20 protein-coding genes and 2 tRNA genes are annotated in these 18,919 nt (G+C 57.3%); 3 read left to right on the forward strand and 19 right to left on the reverse strand.

Features of this window, described 5'->3' with window-relative positions; genetic code table 11:
• The first annotated feature begins 32 nt into the window (after window positions 1-32).
• Together HW273_RS10180 and HW273_RS10185 are read left to right on the forward strand one after the other, a co-directional pair.
• Complete coding sequence (locus HW273_RS10180; protein ID WP_179012063.1) at window positions 33-935, forward strand: LysR family transcriptional regulator; 903 nt, start codon at window positions 33-35, stop codon at window positions 933-935.
• A 304-nt stretch (window positions 936-1,239) separates the two neighbouring features.
• Window positions 1,240-1,328: transfer RNA gene (locus tag HW273_RS10185), tRNA-Ser, on the forward strand.
• 208 nt (window positions 1,329-1,536) lie between these two features.
• On the opposite strand, the gene HW273_RS10190 is transcribed toward HW273_RS10185, so the two are convergent.
• The 18 genes from HW273_RS10190 to HW273_RS10275 all read right to left on the reverse strand — a co-directional run bounded on the left by HW273_RS10190 (window position 1,537) and on the right by HW273_RS10275 (window position 16,861).
• A complete protein-coding gene (locus tag HW273_RS10190) occupies window positions 1,537-2,403 on the reverse strand; it encodes a DNA/RNA non-specific endonuclease (RefSeq protein WP_330604008.1) in 867 nt (288 codons plus the stop codon).
• A gap of 22 nt (window positions 2,404-2,425) precedes the next feature.
• Window positions 2,426-3,532: an FAD:protein FMN transferase gene (locus tag HW273_RS10195; RefSeq protein WP_179012065.1), complete on the reverse strand. Its 1,107-nt coding sequence runs from the start codon at window positions 3,530-3,532 to the stop codon at window positions 2,426-2,428.
• Window positions 3,525-3,809, reverse strand: coding sequence for a GNAT family N-acetyltransferase (locus HW273_RS10200; protein ID WP_179012067.1), 285 nt, complete (start codon window positions 3,807-3,809; stop codon window positions 3,525-3,527). The genes HW273_RS10195 and HW273_RS10200 overlap by 8 nt, the downstream gene beginning before the upstream one ends.
• Before the next feature lie 225 nt (window positions 3,810-4,034).
• A tRNA-Leu gene (locus HW273_RS10205) sits at window positions 4,035-4,120 on the reverse strand.
• Between the two features lie 293 nt (window positions 4,121-4,413).
• Entirely contained in the window at window positions 4,414-6,018 is a 1,605-nt protein-coding gene (locus HW273_RS10210) for an LCP family protein (protein WP_243206792.1), read from the reverse strand.
• 415 nt (window positions 6,019-6,433) lie between these two features.
• Window positions 6,434-6,841 carry a F0F1 ATP synthase subunit epsilon gene (locus tag HW273_RS10215; protein WP_179012069.1) on the reverse strand — a complete coding sequence of 136 codons (408 nt, stop codon included), beginning with the start codon at window positions 6,839-6,841 and terminating at the stop codon, window positions 6,434-6,436.
• An 18-nt stretch (window positions 6,842-6,859) separates the two neighbouring features.
• On the reverse strand, window positions 6,860-8,248 hold the full coding sequence (atpD, locus tag HW273_RS10220; protein WP_179012071.1) for a F0F1 ATP synthase subunit beta: 1,389 nt from the start codon (window positions 8,246-8,248) through the stop codon (window positions 6,860-6,862).
• Window positions 8,249-8,270: 22 nt separating this feature from the next.
• Entirely contained in the window at window positions 8,271-9,125 is an 855-nt protein-coding gene (gene atpG, locus HW273_RS10225; protein WP_179012072.1) for an ATP synthase F1 subunit gamma, read from the reverse strand.
• A 45-nt stretch (window positions 9,126-9,170) separates the two neighbouring features.
• Window positions 9,171-10,694: a F0F1 ATP synthase subunit alpha gene (atpA, locus tag HW273_RS10230; RefSeq protein WP_179012074.1), complete on the reverse strand. Its 1,524-nt coding sequence runs from the start codon at window positions 10,692-10,694 to the stop codon at window positions 9,171-9,173.
• A 20-nt stretch (window positions 10,695-10,714) separates the two neighbouring features.
• Complete coding sequence (gene atpH, locus HW273_RS10235) at window positions 10,715-11,254, reverse strand: ATP synthase F1 subunit delta (RefSeq protein ID WP_179012075.1); 540 nt, start codon at window positions 11,252-11,254, stop codon at window positions 10,715-10,717.
• On the reverse strand, window positions 11,251-11,754 hold the full coding sequence (gene atpF, locus HW273_RS10240) for a F0F1 ATP synthase subunit B (RefSeq protein WP_179012077.1): 504 nt from the start codon (window positions 11,752-11,754) through the stop codon (window positions 11,251-11,253). Before atpF ends, atpH begins: the two co-directional genes overlap by 4 nt.
• A 76-nt stretch (window positions 11,755-11,830) precedes the next feature.
• Window positions 11,831-12,112, reverse strand: a complete 282-nt coding sequence (atpE, locus tag HW273_RS10245; protein ID WP_179012079.1) for an ATP synthase F0 subunit C — start codon at window positions 12,110-12,112, stop codon at window positions 11,831-11,833.
• Window positions 12,113-12,220: 108 nt separating this feature from the next.
• Window positions 12,221-12,979 (reverse strand): F0F1 ATP synthase subunit A, encoded by a 759-nt coding sequence (locus HW273_RS10250; protein ID WP_179012081.1) that lies wholly within the window; start codon window positions 12,977-12,979, stop codon window positions 12,221-12,223.
• Between the two features lie 42 nt (window positions 12,980-13,021).
• The gene (locus tag HW273_RS10255) at window positions 13,022-13,423 is read right to left on the reverse strand and encodes an ATP synthase subunit I (protein WP_179012082.1); all 402 of its coding nucleotides are present in this window, start codon (window positions 13,421-13,423) and stop codon (window positions 13,022-13,024) included.
• Window positions 13,424-13,433: 10 nt separating this feature from the next.
• Window positions 13,434-13,691, reverse strand: coding sequence for an AtpZ/AtpI family protein (locus HW273_RS10260; protein WP_179012084.1), 258 nt, complete (start codon window positions 13,689-13,691; stop codon window positions 13,434-13,436).
• Window positions 13,692-13,927: 236 nt separating this feature from the next.
• Window positions 13,928-14,557: a L(+)-tartrate dehydratase subunit beta gene (gene ttdB / locus HW273_RS10265; protein WP_179012086.1), complete on the reverse strand. Its 630-nt coding sequence runs from the start codon at window positions 14,555-14,557 to the stop codon at window positions 13,928-13,930.
• 17 nt (window positions 14,558-14,574) lie between these two features.
• Window positions 14,575-15,483: a L(+)-tartrate dehydratase subunit alpha gene (gene ttdA / locus HW273_RS10270; RefSeq protein WP_179012088.1), complete on the reverse strand. Its 909-nt coding sequence runs from the start codon at window positions 15,481-15,483 to the stop codon at window positions 14,575-14,577.
• 103 nt (window positions 15,484-15,586) lie between these two features.
• On the reverse strand, window positions 15,587-16,861 hold the full coding sequence (locus HW273_RS10275) for an SLC13 family permease (RefSeq protein WP_179012089.1): 1,275 nt from the start codon (window positions 16,859-16,861) through the stop codon (window positions 15,587-15,589).
• 185 nt (window positions 16,862-17,046) lie between these two features.
• Between HW273_RS10275 and HW273_RS10280 the strand changes: the two genes are divergently transcribed.
• A complete protein-coding gene (locus tag HW273_RS10280; protein ID WP_179012091.1) occupies window positions 17,047-17,928 on the forward strand; it encodes a LysR family transcriptional regulator in 882 nt (293 codons plus the stop codon).
• Window positions 17,929-18,050: 122 nt separating this feature from the next.
• Here HW273_RS10280 and HW273_RS10285 read toward each other — a convergent pair whose 3' ends face one another.
• Window positions 18,051-18,911 (reverse strand): RnfABCDGE type electron transport complex subunit B, encoded by an 861-nt coding sequence (locus HW273_RS10285; RefSeq protein WP_179012093.1) that lies wholly within the window; start codon window positions 18,909-18,911, stop codon window positions 18,051-18,053.
• Between the last annotated feature and the right edge of the window lie 8 nt (window positions 18,912-18,919).

Genomic DNA, 18,919 nt, shown 5'->3' on the forward strand with positions numbered 1-18,919 from the left:
ACGAAATCGGAACGAAATGTAAATGAGGAAGCATGGAAACAAAACAGCTGGAATATATGATTAAGATCGCGGACGAGGGCTCGATTACCCGCGCTGCCGCCCGCCTGTTCATCTCTCAGTCTGCACTCTCGCAGCAGCTGCAGAAGCTGGAGGCCGAGCTCGGCGCGCCGCTTTTCCGCCGGAGCAAGTCCGACTGGACCCCCACGCCGGAGGGACAGGTCTACCTCGAAAATGCCCGCGAGATGCTCCGCATCAAGCAGAAAACCTACACACTGATCGCGGATATGGCGAACCGGCGCAGCGGCTACCTCTCTGTGGGGATGACGCCGGGGCGAGGCTCGGATATGTTCTCCTATGTCTATCCCCGCTTCCACGAGCTCTACCCGGAGATGACCGTCGAGCCCCGGGAACTGAGTGTCCGCGCGCAGCAGGCACAGATCCGGCGGGGCGATCTGGACATCGGCTTCGTGACGCTCACGGACAACCAGAAGACGATCGACGAATATATCACACTCTTCCGGGAGGAGATCCTGATCGCGCTGCCGGAGAGGTATCCCGTTAATGAGAAATATCTGCATACGGAAGATCCCTATCCTACGCTCCCGCTCACGGAGCTTCGCTACGAGCCCTTCATCCTGATGTACAAGGAATCCACGATCCGCCAGACGCTGGATCAGATCTTCCGGGAGGCCGGCTTCTCCCCGACGATCCTCTTCGAGACCTCCAGCAACCAGACCATCCTTTCCATCATCCGGGCGAAGCTCGCCTGCGGGATGCTGCCCTACCACTACGTCCGGCAGAAGCCGGAGGGCATCCGCTTCTACCGCCTGCCCTTCCGTCCCAGCTGGAATGTCTGCGTCAGCTATCAGAAGGGCGCTTACCTCAGCAAGGCGGCGAAGGATTTTATCCGCCTCGTAAAGGAGTATTGGACTTGATTTTCATTCCTTTTTCTGTTATTCTTTGGAACAGGGCTCCGAACGCAGTACAGCCTGCTTCGGAATCTGCTGCAGGGAAGGCTGCTCAAATGGCAGAAGAGGTTGCACTCGAAGCCATGCAGCTGTGTTCCAATACTGCATTTATTAAACGCGCATGCCGAAAACTTCGGCACCACCAATCACATAAGTCCTGCGCGCTGCTCCGCTTCTTCGAAGCTCCCGCATCACTAACAGCTATCCGCACTTTCGCGATGTTTACACATCGCCTCGTGCTCATACCTGACAGGGGACTTATACAGGAAATGGAGACGTATCGAAGCGGTCATAACGGGGCGCACTCGAAATGCGTTAGCCTTCACGGGCTCGTGGGTTCGAATCCCACCGTCTCCGCCAGAAGCAATCCCGCGTAGATCAAGGATTTACGCGGGTTTTTATATGGTGTTGTATCATAAAACTTAACACTTCTCCTTCAAGGATTTTTTTAAAAAACCTGGCATCAACGCAGATACGCTTTACGGATGGAGTAAGGCGGTCAATGAGGGACGTTTGAAGCTCGGCCCGATACACAATATAGGACCAAGGACAGAAAAGAGCCGGCGCACTATGCCGCGCGCCGGCTCTCCCCTGTCGCATAGTCGATCTCGATTCCCGGCTGTACATTGTAGAGATAGACGAAGTAGCAGACCCCCTCTCCCTGATCCTCTACGGACCATGCCTCCATCGTCACGCCGGATGCCAGCAGATTGTCCCCCTGAAAGAGCGGGCTGACACGGTACAGCACATGATTTCCCGTTGTCCTCACATAGTCCGCGACCTCATTTTCAAAAGGGATCATCTCCGTGTTCATCGCACGCGTCCCGGTAATCAGATTCTCCGCGTTCGCATTCTCTCCGCTGAGCTGGTAGGCGATCAGATGACAGCGGTTATAGAGGTAATTCCCCTCCACCAGTCCCTCGTACTTCACATTTTTCCAGCCGCTCGGGCGAATTCCCCCGATCTCCCCCCGGCGCGCTGTCGGCATGAGATCGCGTCCGATATTGGCATAGGCGGGTCCGCAGCGCCCGAGCGCATCCAGCTCCGCATATTCCTCGAAGCTGTACCGCGCGCCCTTATCCTCCTCCGGAAAACGCGGGACATTGTTCTCCAGAATAATGTAAGCGCTGCCGCTGTATTCGGGAAGCGCCGCAGGATCAATCGCCGTCCCTCTGTCCGATGCCGCTTGCTCCTCTCCGCCGCCCTTCGCCGCTGCATCGCTCTCCGCCTCGGACAGCATAGCGGCAGGCTCCCCTGCATCAGAAGGTGCCGACGAAAAATACGCAGGAGCAAGTTTATCGGCACTCCACAAAAGAAGGAGCAGCAGGAGGTAAATCGGCAGGGTCTTCGGTGTCAGCCGGAAGCCTCTGCCGCCGTATCCTCTACGCCGCGCGCCGCCGTAACATTTCCGTCTGTTTTTTGATTTCTCCGTCATTCTCTTCTCCGAAGCGCCCCGCTCACTTTGTATCCTTCACATAGCGGAGGAAGCCGTCCGTATAGCTCCGTGTCCCGTCCGCGTCGATCCACATCGCTTCGATCCGCTCCGCCTCCCCGCGTCCCCGGTTCCGCTCCTCGATGCACTTCCTTCCCGTCTCCGTATCCATCAGGAAAAGCCCCGTCGACAGCGCATCCGCCTCCCCCGAATCCTTCATCAGGATCGTGACACTGCGGTGGAAGCGCCCCGGTTCACACGTTTCCGGATCAATGATGTGGTGGTAGCGCACATTGTCCACAGTATAATAGCGCTCATAATCTCCGCTCGTCACGAGAGAACGGTCACAGAGTCCGGTCACGACCGCATATGCCTCCGTGCTCTTCCCGTCCCTATACGCCGGATTCTCCACCGGGCAGACCCAGTCCGTCCCATCTGCGCGCCGTCCGATTGCCTTCAGATTGCCGCCGATATTCAAGAGATAGCTCGTGCCGCCGAGCGCCTCTACCTCCTTCCCTGCCTGCTCCACCGCATAGCCCTTCGCGATGCCGCCCACATCTATACGCAGCTCCGGATCGCTGAGGTAGACAGTCGAGTTCTCTTCGTCAATGACGATATTCTCGATATCGGTATGCGCCGCCGCACGCTCAAGCGCGTCTGTATCCGGAAGCGCCGCGTGCTGCGGGTCTATGATCCCTGCCTCCCGCTCATCATGCCAGAGCCGCAGCACCGCGCCCTCGGCGATATTCACCCTGCCGCCGGTGAAACGGTAGGCCTCCTTTCCGAAGAGAAGCAGATCGATCAGCTTCCGATCCACCCTCACCGGCTGTCTGCCCGCATTGTCGTTGACCGTTTTCAGATTATGCAGCCCCTCGTAGTCATTGTAAATATCGAAGAGCCGATGATATTCCAAAAGCAGCGCATGCACCGCCTCAGATTTCTGCCGGAACGCCGCCTCATCCGTATCATAGCCGATGACATTGGATACCGTATCGAACACATCCAGAAACTGCGCGGAATATCGCTCGCCCGTCTTCTGCGCCGCGCCGTGCTGCCGAAAAAAAACCACCGCGAGAAGCAGCAGAAGCGGGAGCAGCAGTGCCGGAAGCGCCTTTTTCCCCAGCTTACTCATCCGAAAGCAGCTCCCCTTCCTCTCTATGCCTCTCAAACCACTGCATTGCATAGCTGCACGAGAGCTTCGCCCTGCGGTCTGTGCGTCGGAGCTCCCTTACCAGCTTCTCCATCAGCATACCGGCGACGCCCTGTCCTCGCAGACGCTCATCCACATAAGTATGGACGACCTCCACGGTCTTCCCTGTACGGTCATAGTCCGGGAAGTCCAGCTCCGCCAGAGTGCTGCCGTCCTCCGCCAGCAATTCGATTTTATTCTCTGAAATTCTGTATTCCATCTCTCCTCCTGTCATTCCGTTTATCTTCCCTTTTCCTATATCTTCCCCTTCATAACGCAAAGCCCGCGAAATGGCAAGTCTCCCGTGCGCCGTGCAGGGGCATGCCGCTGACACATAGCTTCCTGAATCGGATGCAGAGCTTCCTTGCCATTACGCGCAGTGAAGGGACGAGACTCGCTCTGATAAAGGAAGAGGAGCCCGCCACCGCGAACTCCTCTTCCTCTCTGCCGGCAACCGGGATCGAACCGGTATGGGATTTAAGTCCCGCAGGATTTTAAGTCCTGTGCGTCTGCCTGTTCCGCCATGCCGGCAAACCGCTGCATCTCTGCAACGGAAACATTCTACTCTAAATGCCCCGCCTTGTCAATCTTCGTAACGTCAGGCAAGCAGGTCTTCAGAACTGCTATGACAATGGAAAGCTTGCATTTCTGCTTCAGAGAATCGCAAATGATTTACCTGAACTGTAGCCAAATTTCGAATGGTTCAGCTACTCTTCTTCTCTTTTCTCCACAGGAAATAGTCCACTGCGAATGTTCCGGAAAGTAACAGGAGCAAAACTGGCACGAAAAGCTGTATGGCAAGGCAGAGTTCAAGTTCATGCGTTCTATAAGCTATGCTCTGCCATGCCCGGGCCATGGGCACTGTCCTCTTCCCCGGGCAGGACGGTTTCTCCACCGGGCGCCGTCGGTCTCTCCCTGCTCTCCTGCTCCGTAGGCGCTGCCTCGGCTTTTGTCTCTCCGCCGGGCGCTTCTGCCCGCCGCAGGCTCTCCTCCGTGCTGTCTGAGGGCAGCCGCTCCACAAGGCTCTCTGCTTCCTCTCTGCCTTCCGAAGACATCGTGCTCTCTGTCTCCTTCGTCTCCGGCTGCGCCTCAGATTCCGATTCCTTAGCCGCCTTCTCCGGTGCAGGCTTCTCCTTCGGCGCACCGCCGCCCGCGGAAGCGCCGCCCGTGCCGACGTGAACCGGCTCCGCGTTCTCCATGACGCCCACGCCGGAGACCTCCGCGATATGCTCGCTGATCTTCTGCACCGTCCCGGAGACCTTGTAGTCCTCCGTCCCATAGAGGTACTGATGCAGCTGCACGACATTGGAGGCGAGCGTCGCGGGAATCACGCAATCCATCTTGCGAATCTTCTTCGTCGTTCTGGAAAACGGAAAGCCCTGCGAATCCACGATCTCATATTTTTTCACATTCCGGGCGAGCGAAACCGCATCGTCTATCCCCATGCTGGTAGAAATCTCCGGGAAGACATAACGCGCTACCTCCGCGAGCGTTCTCGCATTCGCCTGCTTCGCCTTTTCCATGGCGAGCCCCAGCACCTTCCGCTGCCGGGCGGTACGGTTGAAATCGGTATCCATCAGCCGGAGACGACCGTACGCCACCGCCTGCACCCCGTCCAGATGATTCATCCCGGCGTGCGCAAGCTGCACCGAGCCAAGCCCCGTAGAGTTTACCGTTTCGGTAATGAAGGCATTGATGTATTTGAACTCACTGTCCGAAATCTCGAGATCGACGCCGCCCAGCGCCGTGATCCCCTTCGCAACTGCCGCCCAGTTGAAGCTCACATAGTCGTCAATTTTCAGATCGAAATTGCTCTCCAGCGCCGCAACTGCCTGTTTATGACCGCCGAGGAAATATGCCTCGTTCAGCTTGTGGTACTTCCCCTCGCTGTCTACCCTGCTGTAGGTATCGCGATAAACCGAGGTAAGCTTCACCGAGCCGTCCCGCCGGTTAATGCTGGCAAGCATGATGACATCGGAGAGCGCCCCCGCCTCGAGATTGCCGTCGCGGGAATCTACGCCGAAGACCGCTACCGTCCAGTATTTCGCGCCGAGATAGGGACTCGCGAAGCTCCAGAGCCCGAAGCCGAGCAGGAGGAGCAGGCAGAGACGCAGAACTCTCCTGCCGAAGCGCCCCCGTCTCCTTCCTCCTCCTGCTGCACGGGAGCTTTGCCCATTCTGCCGCGTACGCGCTCTCCCCCGCATATCCTCCCGCACGCGGCGCTCCTCCGCCTGCCCGCCATTGCTTCGTATCGGGTTTCTGGTGGCGCGAAGCGCATATTCCTCCTCATCATAGTCCGGCTCGTATGCCGCTCCCATCTCCTCCCGCTCTCTCCTGTAGCTCTCCATCCGCCGCTCAGACGGTCTGGTGCGCCGTACCAGACGGGACTCTGTCCGCGCAAGGCGTCTGCTTCTGTTCTCTACGCTCATTCTGCTGCTTTCCCTATCCTTTTATTGATGTATGTGATCTGCCTGTTTCATAAGGCTCAGCCGATCCACAGACACAGCCGAGTATAGCAGACTGCGGTGCGGAATCCCAGCCCCTTTCGGAAATCGTAATGAATTCCGCGTCATATCCCTGACCGTTCAGCTAAGCCATCCACCGTTTGCAGAAACAAAAGCGATTGCCATGCATGCATTGACCGGTATGCTGCGGGCAAATCATAAAAGCCCCAGCGTATCCGTCTTTCCTTCAAATCCCACCTCACGACGGACACCCTTGCCTTCGGCGATATCCTTCCCGCTGCCAGGCGGATTCCGGACTTACCGCCTAGCGCTGTGCACCGCCAAGGCGCATCCTCACTGAAAAAGGCAGAGCGTCCCGCCCTGCCTTTCTGCTCCTCCCTTATTCCCCTGCTTCCGCGGTCTGCAGCCGCACCATGGCTCTGTAGAGACGGGATTCCTCCCGCGCTCTGTCCGCCTTGGAGAGCTCCGGATTCCGGAGCGCCTCCTCCGCTCTCCGCTTCGATGCCTCTGCGCGCGCGCGGTCAATGTCCCCGCTCCATTCCCAGCTCGTCGGGAGCAGACGGCAGCGGTTATGAAGCATGCTGAGCATGCCGCCGATGCAGGAGGCGCGCCGGACGGTGCCGTCCGGAAGCGTGACGCTCGCGGTTCCCATTCCCACGCCGCTGCAATAGTTGGTATGCCGCGCCATGATCGCGAGCTCTCCGCTCTGGCTCCGGAGACTCAGCTTCTCCGCTTCCCCCGAAAATTTCTGCCCGTCTATGGATACGATCTCTAATTGAAAGGTCATGCTTTTCCTGCCTTTCTCTTATGCCTTCGCCTTCGCAAACGCTTCGTCGATGGAGCCGATCAGGAGGAACACACTCTCCGGAAGCTCGTCGCAGTCCCCGTCCAGAATCATGCGGAAGCCGCGGAGCGTTTCCTTGAGCGGGACGTACTTGCCCTCGAGTCCCGTGAACTGCTCTGCCACAGAGAAGCTCTGTGAGAGGAAGTTCTGGATCTTCCGTGCCCGAAAGACAGTGATCTTGTCCTCGTCGGAGAGCTCGTCCATTCCCATGATCGCAATGATATCCTGCAGCTCCTTGTAGCGCTGCAGCACCTGCTGTACGCGGCGCGCGATCTCATAATGCTCCTCCCCGACGATCTCCGGGGTCAGGATACGGCTGGTGGAATCCAGCGGATCCACCGCCGGGTAGATGCCCTTGCTCGCGATATCACGGGAAAGCACCGTCGTCGCGTCGAGGTGCGTGAAGGTCGTCGCCGGAGCAGGATCCGTCAGGTCATCTGCCGGCACATAGACTGCCTGGACAGAGGTGATAGAGCCCTTCTTCGTCGAGGTGATCCGCTCCTGCAGCGCGCCCATATCGGTCGCCAGCGTCGGCTGATAGCCCACAGCAGACGGCATACGTCCCAGCAGGGCAGAAACCTCGGAGCCTGCCTGCGTGAAACGGAAGATATTGTCAATAAAGAGCAGCACGTCCTGCTTCTTCACATCCCGGAAATACTCCGCCATCGTAAGCCCGGCGAGGCCGACTCTCATCCTCGCCCCGGGCGGCTCGTTCATCTGCCCATAGACCAGCGCCGTCTTGTCCAGCACGCCGCTCTCCGCCATCTCGCCGTAGAGATCATTTCCCTCACGCGTCCGCTCTCCCACACCGGTGAAGATAGAATAGCCGCCGTGCTCGGTCGCGACATTGTGAATCAGCTCCTGAATCAGCACTGTCTTGCCGACGCCTGCGCCGCCGAAGAGTCCGATCTTGCCGCCCTTCGCATAGGGACAGATCAGATCGACGACCTTGATGCCGGTCTCGAGGATCTCTGTCGCCGGCGTCTGCTCCTCAAAGGACGGTGCCGGTCTGTGAATCGCCCATCTCTCCGCGTCCTTCGGCGCTTCCTTCTCGTCCACCGGCTGTCCCAGCACGTTGAAGATCCTGCCGAGGCAGTCCTCTCCGACCGGAACGGTAATCGGCGAACCGGTGTCCACGGCGTCCATGCCTCTGACGAGCCCGTCCGTGGAGCTCATGGCAATACAGCGAACCACCTCATCACCGATCTGCTGCGCCACCTCCGCGACCAGCGTCGAGCCGTTCAGCTCGATCTCGACGGCACTCAGCAGGGCGGGCAGCTCTCCCTCCTGGAAGCGGATATCCAGAACGGCGCCCATGACCTGTATTACCTTTCCCATATGTTTGCTCATTTATCGTTCTCCTATGCTCCCACTACAGCTCCTCCGCGCCGGCAACGATCTCCGTGATCTCCTGCGTAATGCTCGCCTGACGCGCCCTGTTGTAGTTAAGACTTAATTTATCTATCATTTCTCCGGCATTGTCCGTCGCCGCCTCCATCGCAGTCCGGCGGGCGGCGAGCTCGCTCGCCACCGACTCGCAGACAGCGCTGTACAGAAGCCCTGTCAGATACTCCGGGACGATGGCGTCGAAGACCTCCTCTGCACTTGGCTCGTAGAGAATCAGGTTCCGGAACTCTCCGCTTCGCTTCTCTGTGCTGAAATCCGAGAGCGGCAGCAGCGAGGATACCTCCGGCTTCTGATTCATCATAGACAGGAACTCGGTATAGCAGAGTGCGATATGCCCGAACTGCTTCTCCCGGTACAATTGGCAGAGCAGCTCTGCGATCTCATAGCAGTCGGATATTGACACCTCGGCAGCCACGGCATAGCATTCCGTCACGAAATCGATCCCTCTGTGCCTCCCATATTCGACGCTCTTCTTGCCGATCGGGAGAATGCGGATCTCCTTGCCTGATGCCTGCTCCTCCAGATAGCGGAACAGGTTCGCATTGTAGCCGCCTGCCATGCCGCGGTCTCCGGATATGACGACGAAGCACCAGCGGTTCTCCGCATTCTCCTTGGTATATAAAGAACTGAAGTCTGCATTTTCCCGCGAGATCTCACGGAGCGTCCCTCCGAGCGTCTCGAAATACGGCCTGCATCTGTCTGCCCGTTCCTTTGCCCTTCTCAGCTTCGAGGACGCAACCAGCTCCATCGCCTTGGTGATCTGCATGGTATTCTGGATGCTTTTGATCCGGAGTTTCACTGCCTTCATATTAGCAGCCATTTCATCCCTCCTTATGTCTTACGGCGAGGAGATCCCGCCGCAGCCTCACCTGCCCTCCGCCAGAAAGTCTCTCGTGAACTCCAGAAGCGTACTCCGGAGCTTCTCCTCGGCCGCATTCTCGAGCTTCCCGCTCTCGCGAATCTCCTGCATGACGCTGTCTCCGGTCGGGTCGCTGTCGAGGAAGCGATAGAGCTCCTGCTCATACCGCGCGATTGACTTGACCGGAACCTCCGTCAGGATATCCCGCACCACCGCGTAAATCAGCGCCACCTGCTTCTCCACCGGGACCGGCGCAGCCTTCCCCTGCTTCAGCACCTCCACGATGCGCTCACCCTGCGCCAGACGCTTCTTCGTATCCTCGTCGAGATCGGAGCCGAACTGCGCGAAGCTCTGCAGCTCACGGTACTGCGAATAGATCAGCTTCAGTGTGCCTGCGACCTTCTTCATCGCCTTGATCTGCGCGTTCCCGCCGACACGGGACACGGAAATGCCCGGGTTTACCGCCGGCATGATGCCGCTGTGGAAGAGCTCCGTCTCCAGGAAGATCTGCCCGTCTGTGATCGAAATGACATTGGTCGGGATATAGGCGGACACGTCGCCTGCCTGCGTCTCGATGATTGGAAGCGCCGTCAGGCTGCCGCCGCCGAGCTCATCGGAAAGCTTCGCCGCCCTCTCCAGCAATCTGGAATGAAGATAGAAGACGTCTCCCGGATATGCCTCCCGCCCGGGCGGTCTGCGGATCAGCAGAGAAATCGCACGATATGCCACCGCATGCTTCGACAGGTCATCATAGATGATCAGAACATGCTTCCCCTGCTGCATGAAATACTCGCCCATCGCGCAGCCCGCGTACGGCGCAATATACTGCAGCGGACTCGGATCGGATGCCGTCGCCGCAACGACAATGGAATACTCCATCGCCCCCTTCTCCCGAAGCTCCGAAACAAGGCTCGTCACGGTCGAACGCTTCTGTCCGATCGCAACATAGATGCAGATCACATCCTTGCCCTTCTGGTTAATGATGGTATCCACTGCGATCGTGGTCTTTCCGGTCTGCCGGTCTCCGATAATCAGCTCTCTCTGTCCTCTGCCGATCGGGATCATGGAATCGATCGCCTTGATGCCTGTCTGCAGCGGCTCCTTCACCGGCTGCCGCTTAATGATGCCCGGCGCCTGACTTTCCACTGCCCGGAACTCCGTCGTGTCGATCGGTCCCGCGCCGTCGATCGGCTGTCCGATGGCATTCACAACTCTGCTGATCATTTTCCCGCCCACCGGCACCGAAACGACACGTCCGGTGCGCTTCACCGTCTGTCCCTCCTTGATGCCGGTATCAGAACCGAAGAGCACGGCAGAAACGCTGGTCTCCTCTAAATTCTGCGCCATACCGAATGTGCCGTCCTCGAACTCGAGCAGCTCTCCGGACATACAGTTCATCAGTCCGCTGAGCCTCGCGATACCGTCTCCTACCGTGAGAACGGCACCGGTCTCGTTCTGAATGATCACGTTCTGGTAGTGCTTGATCTGGCTTCGAATGACCTCTGAAATTTTCTCTGGTTTAAATTCCATTCTATTCTATGCCCACCTTCTTAGATTTTTATGCTGCTTAACTGCTTCCGGAGCGCGCCGAGCCGGGACTCTACTGTTCCGTCCAAGGTCTTTCCATCCACCTCTACACGAAGCCCGCCCAGAACGCCTGCATCGATTCGTTCCCGAAGCTCTATTTCTTTTCCTGTTCTTTTCTTTAAAGCCTGTATGAGTGCCGTCCTCTGCGCCTCCGTCAGGGCAACCGCACTGCAAACCGTAGCGACGCTGATGCCCTTGTCGGCATTGTACAGCGCAGTGAAGCTTCGGAAGCTGTCCCGATAGCGGAGAATCAGCCCCTTCTCCACGAGAAGCAGGAGGAAGTTCAGAAGATATTCCGGCACGCTCTCCCGGAGCGCCTCCGTGAGCAGCGAAAGCCGCTCCTTCTTCGGTATCGAGGGCTCGGAAAGCAGGCGCAGATAGTCCTCCTGCTCCCGGAACACCGCCTCTACCGAGCGAATCCCCTCCATGATATCGTCCGCTGTATCCTCACTCCTCGCCAGATCATATAGACTCTTCCCGTACAGACCGGCAGCATTTGTCATGACGCCTCCTCTACCCGTCTCAGGAAATCATCGATCAGCGCCTTGTGCTCCGCCTCGTGGATCTCCTTCTCCACAACCTTTCCGGCGATATCCATCGCGAGTCCGCCGATCTCATCCTTGACCTCATTCAGCGCCCGCTGCCGCTCCGCGCGCACATCCTCCTCCGCCTTCGCCCTGAGGGCTGCAACGTACTGCTGTGCTTCTACGGTGATGGATTCCGCTCTGGTCTTCGCATCCTTCTCCGCTTTCTCGAGAATGCGCCCCGCCTCGCCTCTTGCGTCACGGATACTGCTCTCGTATTCCGTCCTTGCCTTCTCCGCTTCTTCCCGCGCGTTCCGCGCCTGATTCAGCTCGGCATCTGTTTTCTCCTGCCGTTTCGCGAGGATCTCATGCACCGGCTTGAAGAGAAAGCGCTTGATAAGGTACATTTGAATGAAAAGATTCAAAATCATTGCGATAAAGGTCCACGGAATAATTGTAACCAATGCCTGTGATTCCATGCTTTTACCTCCCTGATCACATAAGTGCCATTTCCACCCTCGATACCAATGCCGGAGGGCTTCCCATCCAGAGCGATTATGCGAGGAAGTTCATGAACATGCCCGGCGCTACAAAAATCAGCAGGAGACCGGTCACGAAGCCGTAGATACCGGTGGTCTCCGCGATCGCGCAGCCCAGCAGCATGGTGGAGGTCACATCGCCCTTGCACTCCGGCTGCCGTCCGATCGCCTCGAGCGCCTTCGCCACGGCGTTGCCCTCTCCGATACCGGGACCGATACCTGCGATCAATGCCGCTCCGGCGCCAATGCCGCAGCCTGCCAGTGCGATGCCTCTCGCGAGAAACTGAAACTCTGTCATAGTATTTTCCTCCTAAGGTATAGATAGATTGGGAAATCTGCCTGCTTTCCGGCAGTGCCCGCCTGCTCCCGTCCGCATCGCGGTCAGGAAATGAAAAAATGCCGCAGCTTATTCCGCCGCATTGGCAATGTACATGATGGTCAGCATCGTGAAGATAAACGCCTGCATCACGCCCGAGAACCAGTCAAAATAAAAGGAGAGGATCGCAGGAACGCCGACATCCAGAATCGGGATCTGGGACAAAAGTCTTCCGGCAGCGCCCGGAAGCAGCCCGAGCAGCGCTGCGGATGCTACCGCGAGCGCGGCATAGATCAGCCCGTTGATGACGATACCGGACAGGATATTGCCGAAATGACGGCATGCCATGCTCACCGGTGTCGCCAGCTCCGAAAGGATATTGAAGGGCGTCATCACCGCGATCGGCGTCGTAAAGCCCTTCAGATATCCGAGAAGCCCCCCCGCCTTGATCTTGTTGGCGGTAATCATTACGAACACGACCACAGCCCACGCCGCCTCCGTCGAGAGATCCGCCGTCGGACTCCGCAGCCCGACCAGACTGATCAGATTGGAGACCACACTCGTCGCGAAAAGCGCCGCCACGAACGGAATCAGGGAATCGAAGCGGTTCCCGCCGGTATTCGTCCGCACCAGCTTTTCGGCGCTCTCCACCAGCATTTCGGCGACCGCCTGCCGCTTCCCGATCTTCTCCACCTTCAGATTCCGCGTCAGGAAGATGCACAGTCCCGTGATCAGCAGCATCACAAGCCAGCTGACCACGATGGTCTCGGAAAGCAGGATGTCGCCGAGAATCGGAATCCCCGTCGGAATACGGAGGAATACCTTCGCACCGGATATTTCAAAATTCATACTCTGTTTTCACCTCCTTCTTCATGGAATAGGCGATATACTTCAGTTCTTCTTGAGAACGCCCCTGACTTTAATGAAAATCCCCGGAAACAGCAGCGGGAGAATGCCTGAAACGACATGGATCTGCGGCAGCACCATGCAGAGCACCAGCCATAAAAGCTGCACCATCGTCCGATTCCGATAGCTCAGACGCATCTTCTGGTAGGCGAGCTCCCGGCTCTCCGCACCGACGACGCCCTGCACGCTCATCCCCATCCAGAAAAAATTCAGGCTCGCGAGCAGGCTTCCCAATACGCCTCCGAGCACCACCCGGTAATCAAACGAAACTCTCCCCGGCATCGTCCGGTGCAGTACGAAAAATACAGCAAGCATGACAATACAGGCAAGCATATCGAACACCAGTATATTCCTGCTTTCCTTCCGGACGCTCTCCTGTATCTTCATCTTCTCTCTCCTAACGATGGCGATTCATCCCAAACGGCTCCTTGCGATCCTTTCCCTTTCTGCTCAGGGAAAGGTAAAATTTATAGGCAGTCATGAAGGAGCCGCCCAGCCCGAAGACAAAGCCCGGCAGGTACACCCACTGTCCCACTCCTATATATTTCGTCAGGGCATAGCAAAAAAATAAGCAGAGCAGCAGCGGCATGATCAGGGACAGCCCCAGCTGCGATAAGAGGGACAGATTCTTCATCAGCTCCGAATACTGCTTCATCCCGTGTCTCCTCCTCACCGGATCATAAATCTTGTTTGATTTTTCCAAAAGACCAAAAAAAAAGTAAGCGAATCTGCAAATTTTTGTGTTTTGTTTATTCTACACCACACAAGCGAAGAAATCAAGGAAAGAGCCGTCGCGCTTGCGAAATTTGACAGAGCCCCGAATCCGGACAGCTGTCAATTCACCAAGCGCAACGGCTCTTCTCCTCTTTTCTCTGTGCAGCCGTCCGCCGCTTACTTAATGAAGCCGACCTGACTGCTGATCTTCGCGATCTGTTCCTCTTTCCTCCGATTGTATTCTACCTTCTTCTCCTCGAAGTAATTCCTGCCATAGCTGTCGATGGAGACAATCAGCGGGCCGAACTCCTTCACATGACAGTGCCACAGCGTCTCCGGCATTCCCAGATCCTTCCATTCCGCCTCTACGATCTCCTCTACCTCCACCGCGGCAACCACTGCATTCCCCGCGGGGAATACGCAGTGGATCGCGCCGAACTCCTCGCAGGCGCGGGCGGTATTCTCCTTCATGCCCCCCTTGCCCACGATCACCCGCACACCGGTGGTCTTCACGAACTCATACTCGAACTTCTCCATCCGCATGGAGGTTGTCGGCCCGACGGAAACCATCTCGTATCTGTCCTCTCCCAGCGGACGGATGATCGGCCCTGCATGAAGAATCGCCGCATCTCTCACGTCTACGGGGATTTTTCTCCCCTCCTCCACTACTCTTCGGTGTGCCACATCGCGGCAGGTAGTGATATCCCCGTCCAGATAGATCACGTCTCCGATGTGAATGTCCCCAAGATCCTCTCTGCTGATCGGCGTAACCAAAATTTTCTTTCCGTTTTCAACTCTGACTGACATGCTCTTCTCCTTTCCGCTCAGGCTTCCTTATACTCGAATCCGGTATGAGTATCCACAGTGAAATGCAGATCCCTGTCGAAGACAATATGTCCCCTCCTATGGCTCCAGCAGCCCACGTTCACTGCGACGCCGATCGCGGAAGGATGGCGGGCGGTGTTTTCGATATTTACACCCATAACGGAATACTTTCCGCCCATTCCCTGCGGCCCGAGTCCCAGCGCATTGATGCCGTCCTCCAGGAGGCGCTCCATCTTCGCCGCATTTGCATTGGGATTGCGGGAGCCCACCCTGCGCATCAGTGCCTTCTTGGAATTCATCGCCGCGGTTTCCACGGAGGTGCCCACGCCCACACCGACCAGAAGCGGCGGACAGGCATTGAGCCCGTAAGAGGTCATCCGATCCAGAACGAATTTCGTCACGCCCTCATAGCCCTCGCCGGGCATCAGCACCGTAGCGTTTCCAGGCAGTGTGCAGCCGCCGCCCGCCATATAGGTGTAGATCTCGCACTGATCGGAATGCGGCACGATGTCCCACCACACCGTGGGTGTGCCCTTGCCCACATTTCTCCCTGTATTGTACTCATCGAAGGTCTCCACGGAATTGTGCCGGAGCGGCGTCTCCTTCGTGGACTGCACCACCGCCGAAACCAGCGCCTCCTCCAGATCGTCCATATAGGGGAAGCCCGTGCCGCACTTCACCCAGAACTGCAGCACGCCGGTGTCCTGACAGGACGGCCTGTTCAGCTCCACTGCAAGCTTCTGGTTCCGGAACATGGTGTCATAGATCACCTTCGCCATCGGCGAGTCCTCCCTGCCGCGAAGCTCCTCCAGCTTGTCGATGACGTCGTCCGGCAGCTTCTTTGCCGTGAAGCCGACGAACTGCGACATAATGTCGGTGAACCTCTGGATCTGTTTTTCGTTTGACATATTCTCCTCCTGAAAATATTGAATGATGGACTCCGTACTGTTTTCCTTAAGCTTCTATGTATTTTCCGTCCTGCACATACGTCCCGCGTCCTCTCTGGGATACTCAGCCGGGGAAGAAGGGGAACGCGATGGGAAGCAGTATCATGCTTACCACTGTGGCGATGAGGATGAGCGGCAGCCCGCTCTTCACATAGTCGTTGAACTTATATCCGCCGATCCCCAAGACCATGGTATTCGCCGGCATGCCGATCGGAGTCGCATAGGCACAGGAACCGCCAATCACACATGCCATCAGCACCGCCCTGGGATCCGCCCCCATCCCCTGCGCAATAGAGAGACAGATCGGTGCCATCAGCGCAGTCGTGGCAGTATTGGACATGAAATTGGTCAGAACGCAGCAGATGATGAAGACCACGAAAGTCAGCACATACGGGGAGGGGTTCGCGCCCAGTGCCCCGATGACCGTATCTGCGATCATCTGCCCGGCTCCGGTATCCCGCAGCGCGGAGGCGAGGGACAGCGTTCCACCGAATAGGAAGATCGTCTTCAGGTCGATCGACTTCAGCGCATCCTTCTCAGAAATAACGCCGGTAAGAATCAGGAGAATTGCGCCGATGCAGCCGGTCACCGCCAGCTTAACCCCGATTCTCTTCTCGAAAATCATTCCCAGCAGCGTAATCACCAGTATCAGGAGCGAGAGCAGCTTCTTCCACCTCGGAACCTTGCTGTAATCCCTTCCCTCCTCGAATGCACTTCCCTCCTCCTGTACGTCATGGTTCGGAAGGAGGCGGAAGCCGAAGGTCGCATAGAAGAGGATCCCCAGCAGGAGAATCGGGCCGCCGATGATCGCATATTCGAAGAAACCAAAGCTCTCCCCGGTCGCCTCCTGCAGCACGCTCTGCCCGATCATATTGCCCGGCGCGCCGATCAGCGAAAGATTTCCGCCCATCGCAGCCGCAAACACCAGCGGCATCAGCAGACGGGAACGCTTGAAGCCTGACTTGCCGGCGATTCCCACTACCACCGGAATGAGAATCGCCGCCGTCCCCGTATTGGAGAGAAAGCCGCTCATCACGCCGACGATCGCCATGATGGCGATGATAAGCCCCTTTTCCGTCTTGGAAAATTTCGTGACCAGCCCGCCGATTTCATTCGCCATCCCCGTCTCGAAGAGAGCACCTCCCACGATGAACATAGCAACGAAGAGAATCACATTGCTGTCAATGAAGCCGGAAAAGGCGGTCTTTACATCCAGAACGCCTGTTACGATCAGTCCAATGCAGACGATCATCGAGGTTAGCCCCAGAGGAAGCTTCTCCGTCACGAACATGACGATGGCGAAAAGCAGGAACAAAAGTGTAATAAGAGCAGGACTCATAGTAACTTACCTCCCGAAATAATTGCGTATTTCCCACAGAGAATCTCAGACGGCCATCCGTAATCTCATTTGCTTGCCTTCATTATAGGAAGGACGCAGCCTATTGTATATTCGTTTAATCCTGCCTTAGTATAGGTTTTTTTTATGCTGAAAATCTGCTATACTGAACAAAAGGAGGCTCCGCCATGACCCTGCATCAGCTGGAATATTTCTGCTCCGTATGCCGTTACCAGAGCATCTCAAGAGCCGCGGAGGAGCTCTTCGTCTCGCAGCCCACCATCTCCGTCTCGATCCGCGATCTGGAGAAGGAGTTTCACCTGAAGCTGCTGAACCATCAGAAAAACAGGATCTCCATCACCTCGGAGGGGCAGCTCTTCTATGAACGGGCGGAACAGCTCCTCCGGGAGAGCCGGGAAATGCACACGGAGTTCTCCGACCTCGCCCGAAACCGGGCACCTCTGAAAATCGGCATTCCGCCGGTAATGAGTACGCTCTTTTTCCCCCGCGTCACACGAAGCTTCCAGAGCATGCACGATATCCCCGTCCAGCTCTTCGAGTACGGCTCCGTCCGCGCCAGAGCGATGGTGGATAACGACCGGCTGGATCTCGCGCTGGTCAATATGGACTTCCCCAATATAGAAAGCTATCACAACTACGAGATCATGCGGGAGACCATCACCTACTGCGTTTCCAGGACCCACCCCTATTTCCGGGAAAAGGCGGTCACCATGGAGATGCTGAAGGGGGAAAAAATCATTCTCTTCAATACCGATTCCGTGCTGAACCGTATCATTCATGCCAAATACGATGCCGCCGGTCTCCGTCCGGATGTGCTGATGTACAGCAGCCAGCTCTACACCATCCTGAATATGGTACGGGGCGGAGACTGCGGCGCTTTTCTCTACGCCTCGCTGATCATCAATCCTGTCGATTTCTCAGCGATTCCGCTCTCCCCCGCCTCCAGCAGCCGCTTCGGCATCATCTGGAAAAAGGGCGGCTTCATCCCGCACAGGCTGTCCCGCTTCATCGAATTTATCAGGGGCTATGATATGTCTCCCTATCTCTGAGCCGGCTCTGGCCGGGAAAGCAGAATTCCCTGCGATGCCGCCGCAGAAAAGAGGAGCCTGCGTTCTGTGAAACACACAAAACGAAGACTCCTCTTCCTTTCTTCTCTGCCGCCATCCGGCTCTTATCCTGCCGTCGCCGCAGCCGCTTCCGCCGCTTTCTCCGGCTTCGGCGCAGCCGGCTTCGCCGTACGCTTACCCGTGATCGCACCGGTCGGACACTTCTGTGCGCAGATGCCGCAGTCCTTACACTTCTCGTTCATCACGGCGAGATCGCCGATAACATGGATCGCATCGAAGGGGCAGTTCTTCTCGCAGATGCCGCAGGCAATACAGCCGATCGCACAGGCATCCTTGACCGCCTTGCCGCGGAGATGATTCTCACATGCCACGATATGCTTCTTCTTATAGGGTACGAGGTGAATGAGATGCTTCGGACAGGCCTTCACGCAGGCGCCGCAGGAGGTGCATTTTTCCTTATCCACCACTGCTACGCCATTCACCACATGGATCGCGTCAAACTGACAGACCTTCACACAGGAGCCGTAGCCGCAGCAGGAGTAGGGGCACGCCTTCTCCGAGCCGCTGGCAGCCATGCTGACATCATTACAATCCGCAATGCCGCTGTACTTCGAGACCTGCTTCGCCTTGTCACAGTCTCCCTGACAATGTACGAAGGCGACGCGTCTCTCCTGCTCTCCGACCGGCTCGCTGCCCATGATCTCCGCGATCTTCTGCGCACAGGGGGCGCCGCCGACCGGGCACTGATTCACCGGGGCTTCTCCCTTCGCGATCGCCTTGGCACAGCCGTCGCAGCCCGGAAATCCGCAGGCGCCGCAGTTATTTCCCGGAAGCGCCGCCCGAACCAACGCCTCCCTCTCATCAACCTCCACCCTGAACTTCTCCGATGCCACACCGAGGAAGAGTCCGAGCAGCAGGCCGGTCGCACCGACCAGCACGGCGGCGACGATAATGAATTGAACCATTCTTTCCT

It is taken from the genome of Oribacterium sp. oral taxon 102 (assembly GCF_013394775.1).
Taxonomy (GTDB): domain Bacteria; phylum Bacillota; class Clostridia; order Lachnospirales; family Lachnospiraceae; genus Oribacterium.

Coding starts and splice junctions, on each gene's coding strand:
- HW273_RS10180 (WP_179012063.1), top strand. CDS start 33: ATGGAAACAAAACAGCTGGAATATATGATTAAGATCGCGGACGAGGGC.
- HW273_RS10190 (WP_330604008.1), bottom strand. CDS start 2,403: ATGACGGAGAAATCAAAAAACAGACGGAAATGTTACGGCGGCGCGCGG.
- HW273_RS10195 (WP_179012065.1), bottom strand. CDS start 3,532: ATGAGTAAGCTGGGGAAAAAGGCGCTTCCGGCACTGCTGCTCCCGCTT.
- HW273_RS10200 (WP_179012067.1), bottom strand. CDS start 3,809: ATGGAATACAGAATTTCAGAGAATAAAATCGAATTGCTGGCGGAGGAC.
- HW273_RS10210 (WP_243206792.1), bottom strand. CDS start 6,018: ATGAGCGTAGAGAACAGAAGCAGACGCCTTGCGCGGACAGAGTCCCGT.
- HW273_RS10215 (WP_179012069.1), bottom strand. CDS start 6,841: ATGACCTTTCAATTAGAGATCGTATCCATAGACGGGCAGAAATTTTCG.
- atpD (WP_179012071.1), bottom strand. CDS start 8,248: ATGAGCAAACATATGGGAAAGGTAATACAGGTCATGGGCGCCGTTCTG.
- atpG (WP_179012072.1), bottom strand. CDS start 9,125: ATGGCTGCTAATATGAAGGCAGTGAAACTCCGGATCAAAAGCATCCAG.
- atpA (WP_179012074.1), bottom strand. CDS start 10,694: ATGGAATTTAAACCAGAGAAAATTTCAGAGGTCATTCGAAGCCAGATC.
- atpH (WP_179012075.1), bottom strand. CDS start 11,254: ATGACAAATGCTGCCGGTCTGTACGGGAAGAGTCTATATGATCTGGCG.
- atpF (WP_179012077.1), bottom strand. CDS start 11,754: ATGGAATCACAGGCATTGGTTACAATTATTCCGTGGACCTTTATCGCA.
- atpE (WP_179012079.1), bottom strand. CDS start 12,112: ATGACAGAGTTTCAGTTTCTCGCGAGAGGCATCGCACTGGCAGGCTGC.
- HW273_RS10250 (WP_179012081.1), bottom strand. CDS start 12,979: ATGAATTTTGAAATATCCGGTGCGAAGGTATTCCTCCGTATTCCGACG.
- HW273_RS10255 (WP_179012082.1), bottom strand. CDS start 13,423: ATGAAGATACAGGAGAGCGTCCGGAAGGAAAGCAGGAATATACTGGTG.
- HW273_RS10260 (WP_179012084.1), bottom strand. CDS start 13,691: ATGAAGCAGTATTCGGAGCTGATGAAGAATCTGTCCCTCTTATCGCAG.
- ttdB (WP_179012086.1), bottom strand. CDS start 14,557: ATGTCAGTCAGAGTTGAAAACGGAAAGAAAATTTTGGTTACGCCGATC.
- ttdA (WP_179012088.1), bottom strand. CDS start 15,483: ATGTCAAACGAAAAACAGATCCAGAGGTTCACCGACATTATGTCGCAG.
- HW273_RS10275 (WP_179012089.1), bottom strand. CDS start 16,861: ATGAGTCCTGCTCTTATTACACTTTTGTTCCTGCTTTTCGCCATCGTC.
- HW273_RS10280 (WP_179012091.1), top strand. CDS start 17,047: ATGACCCTGCATCAGCTGGAATATTTCTGCTCCGTATGCCGTTACCAG.
- HW273_RS10285 (WP_179012093.1), bottom strand. CDS start 18,911: ATGGTTCAATTCATTATCGTCGCCGCCGTGCTGGTCGGTGCGACCGGC.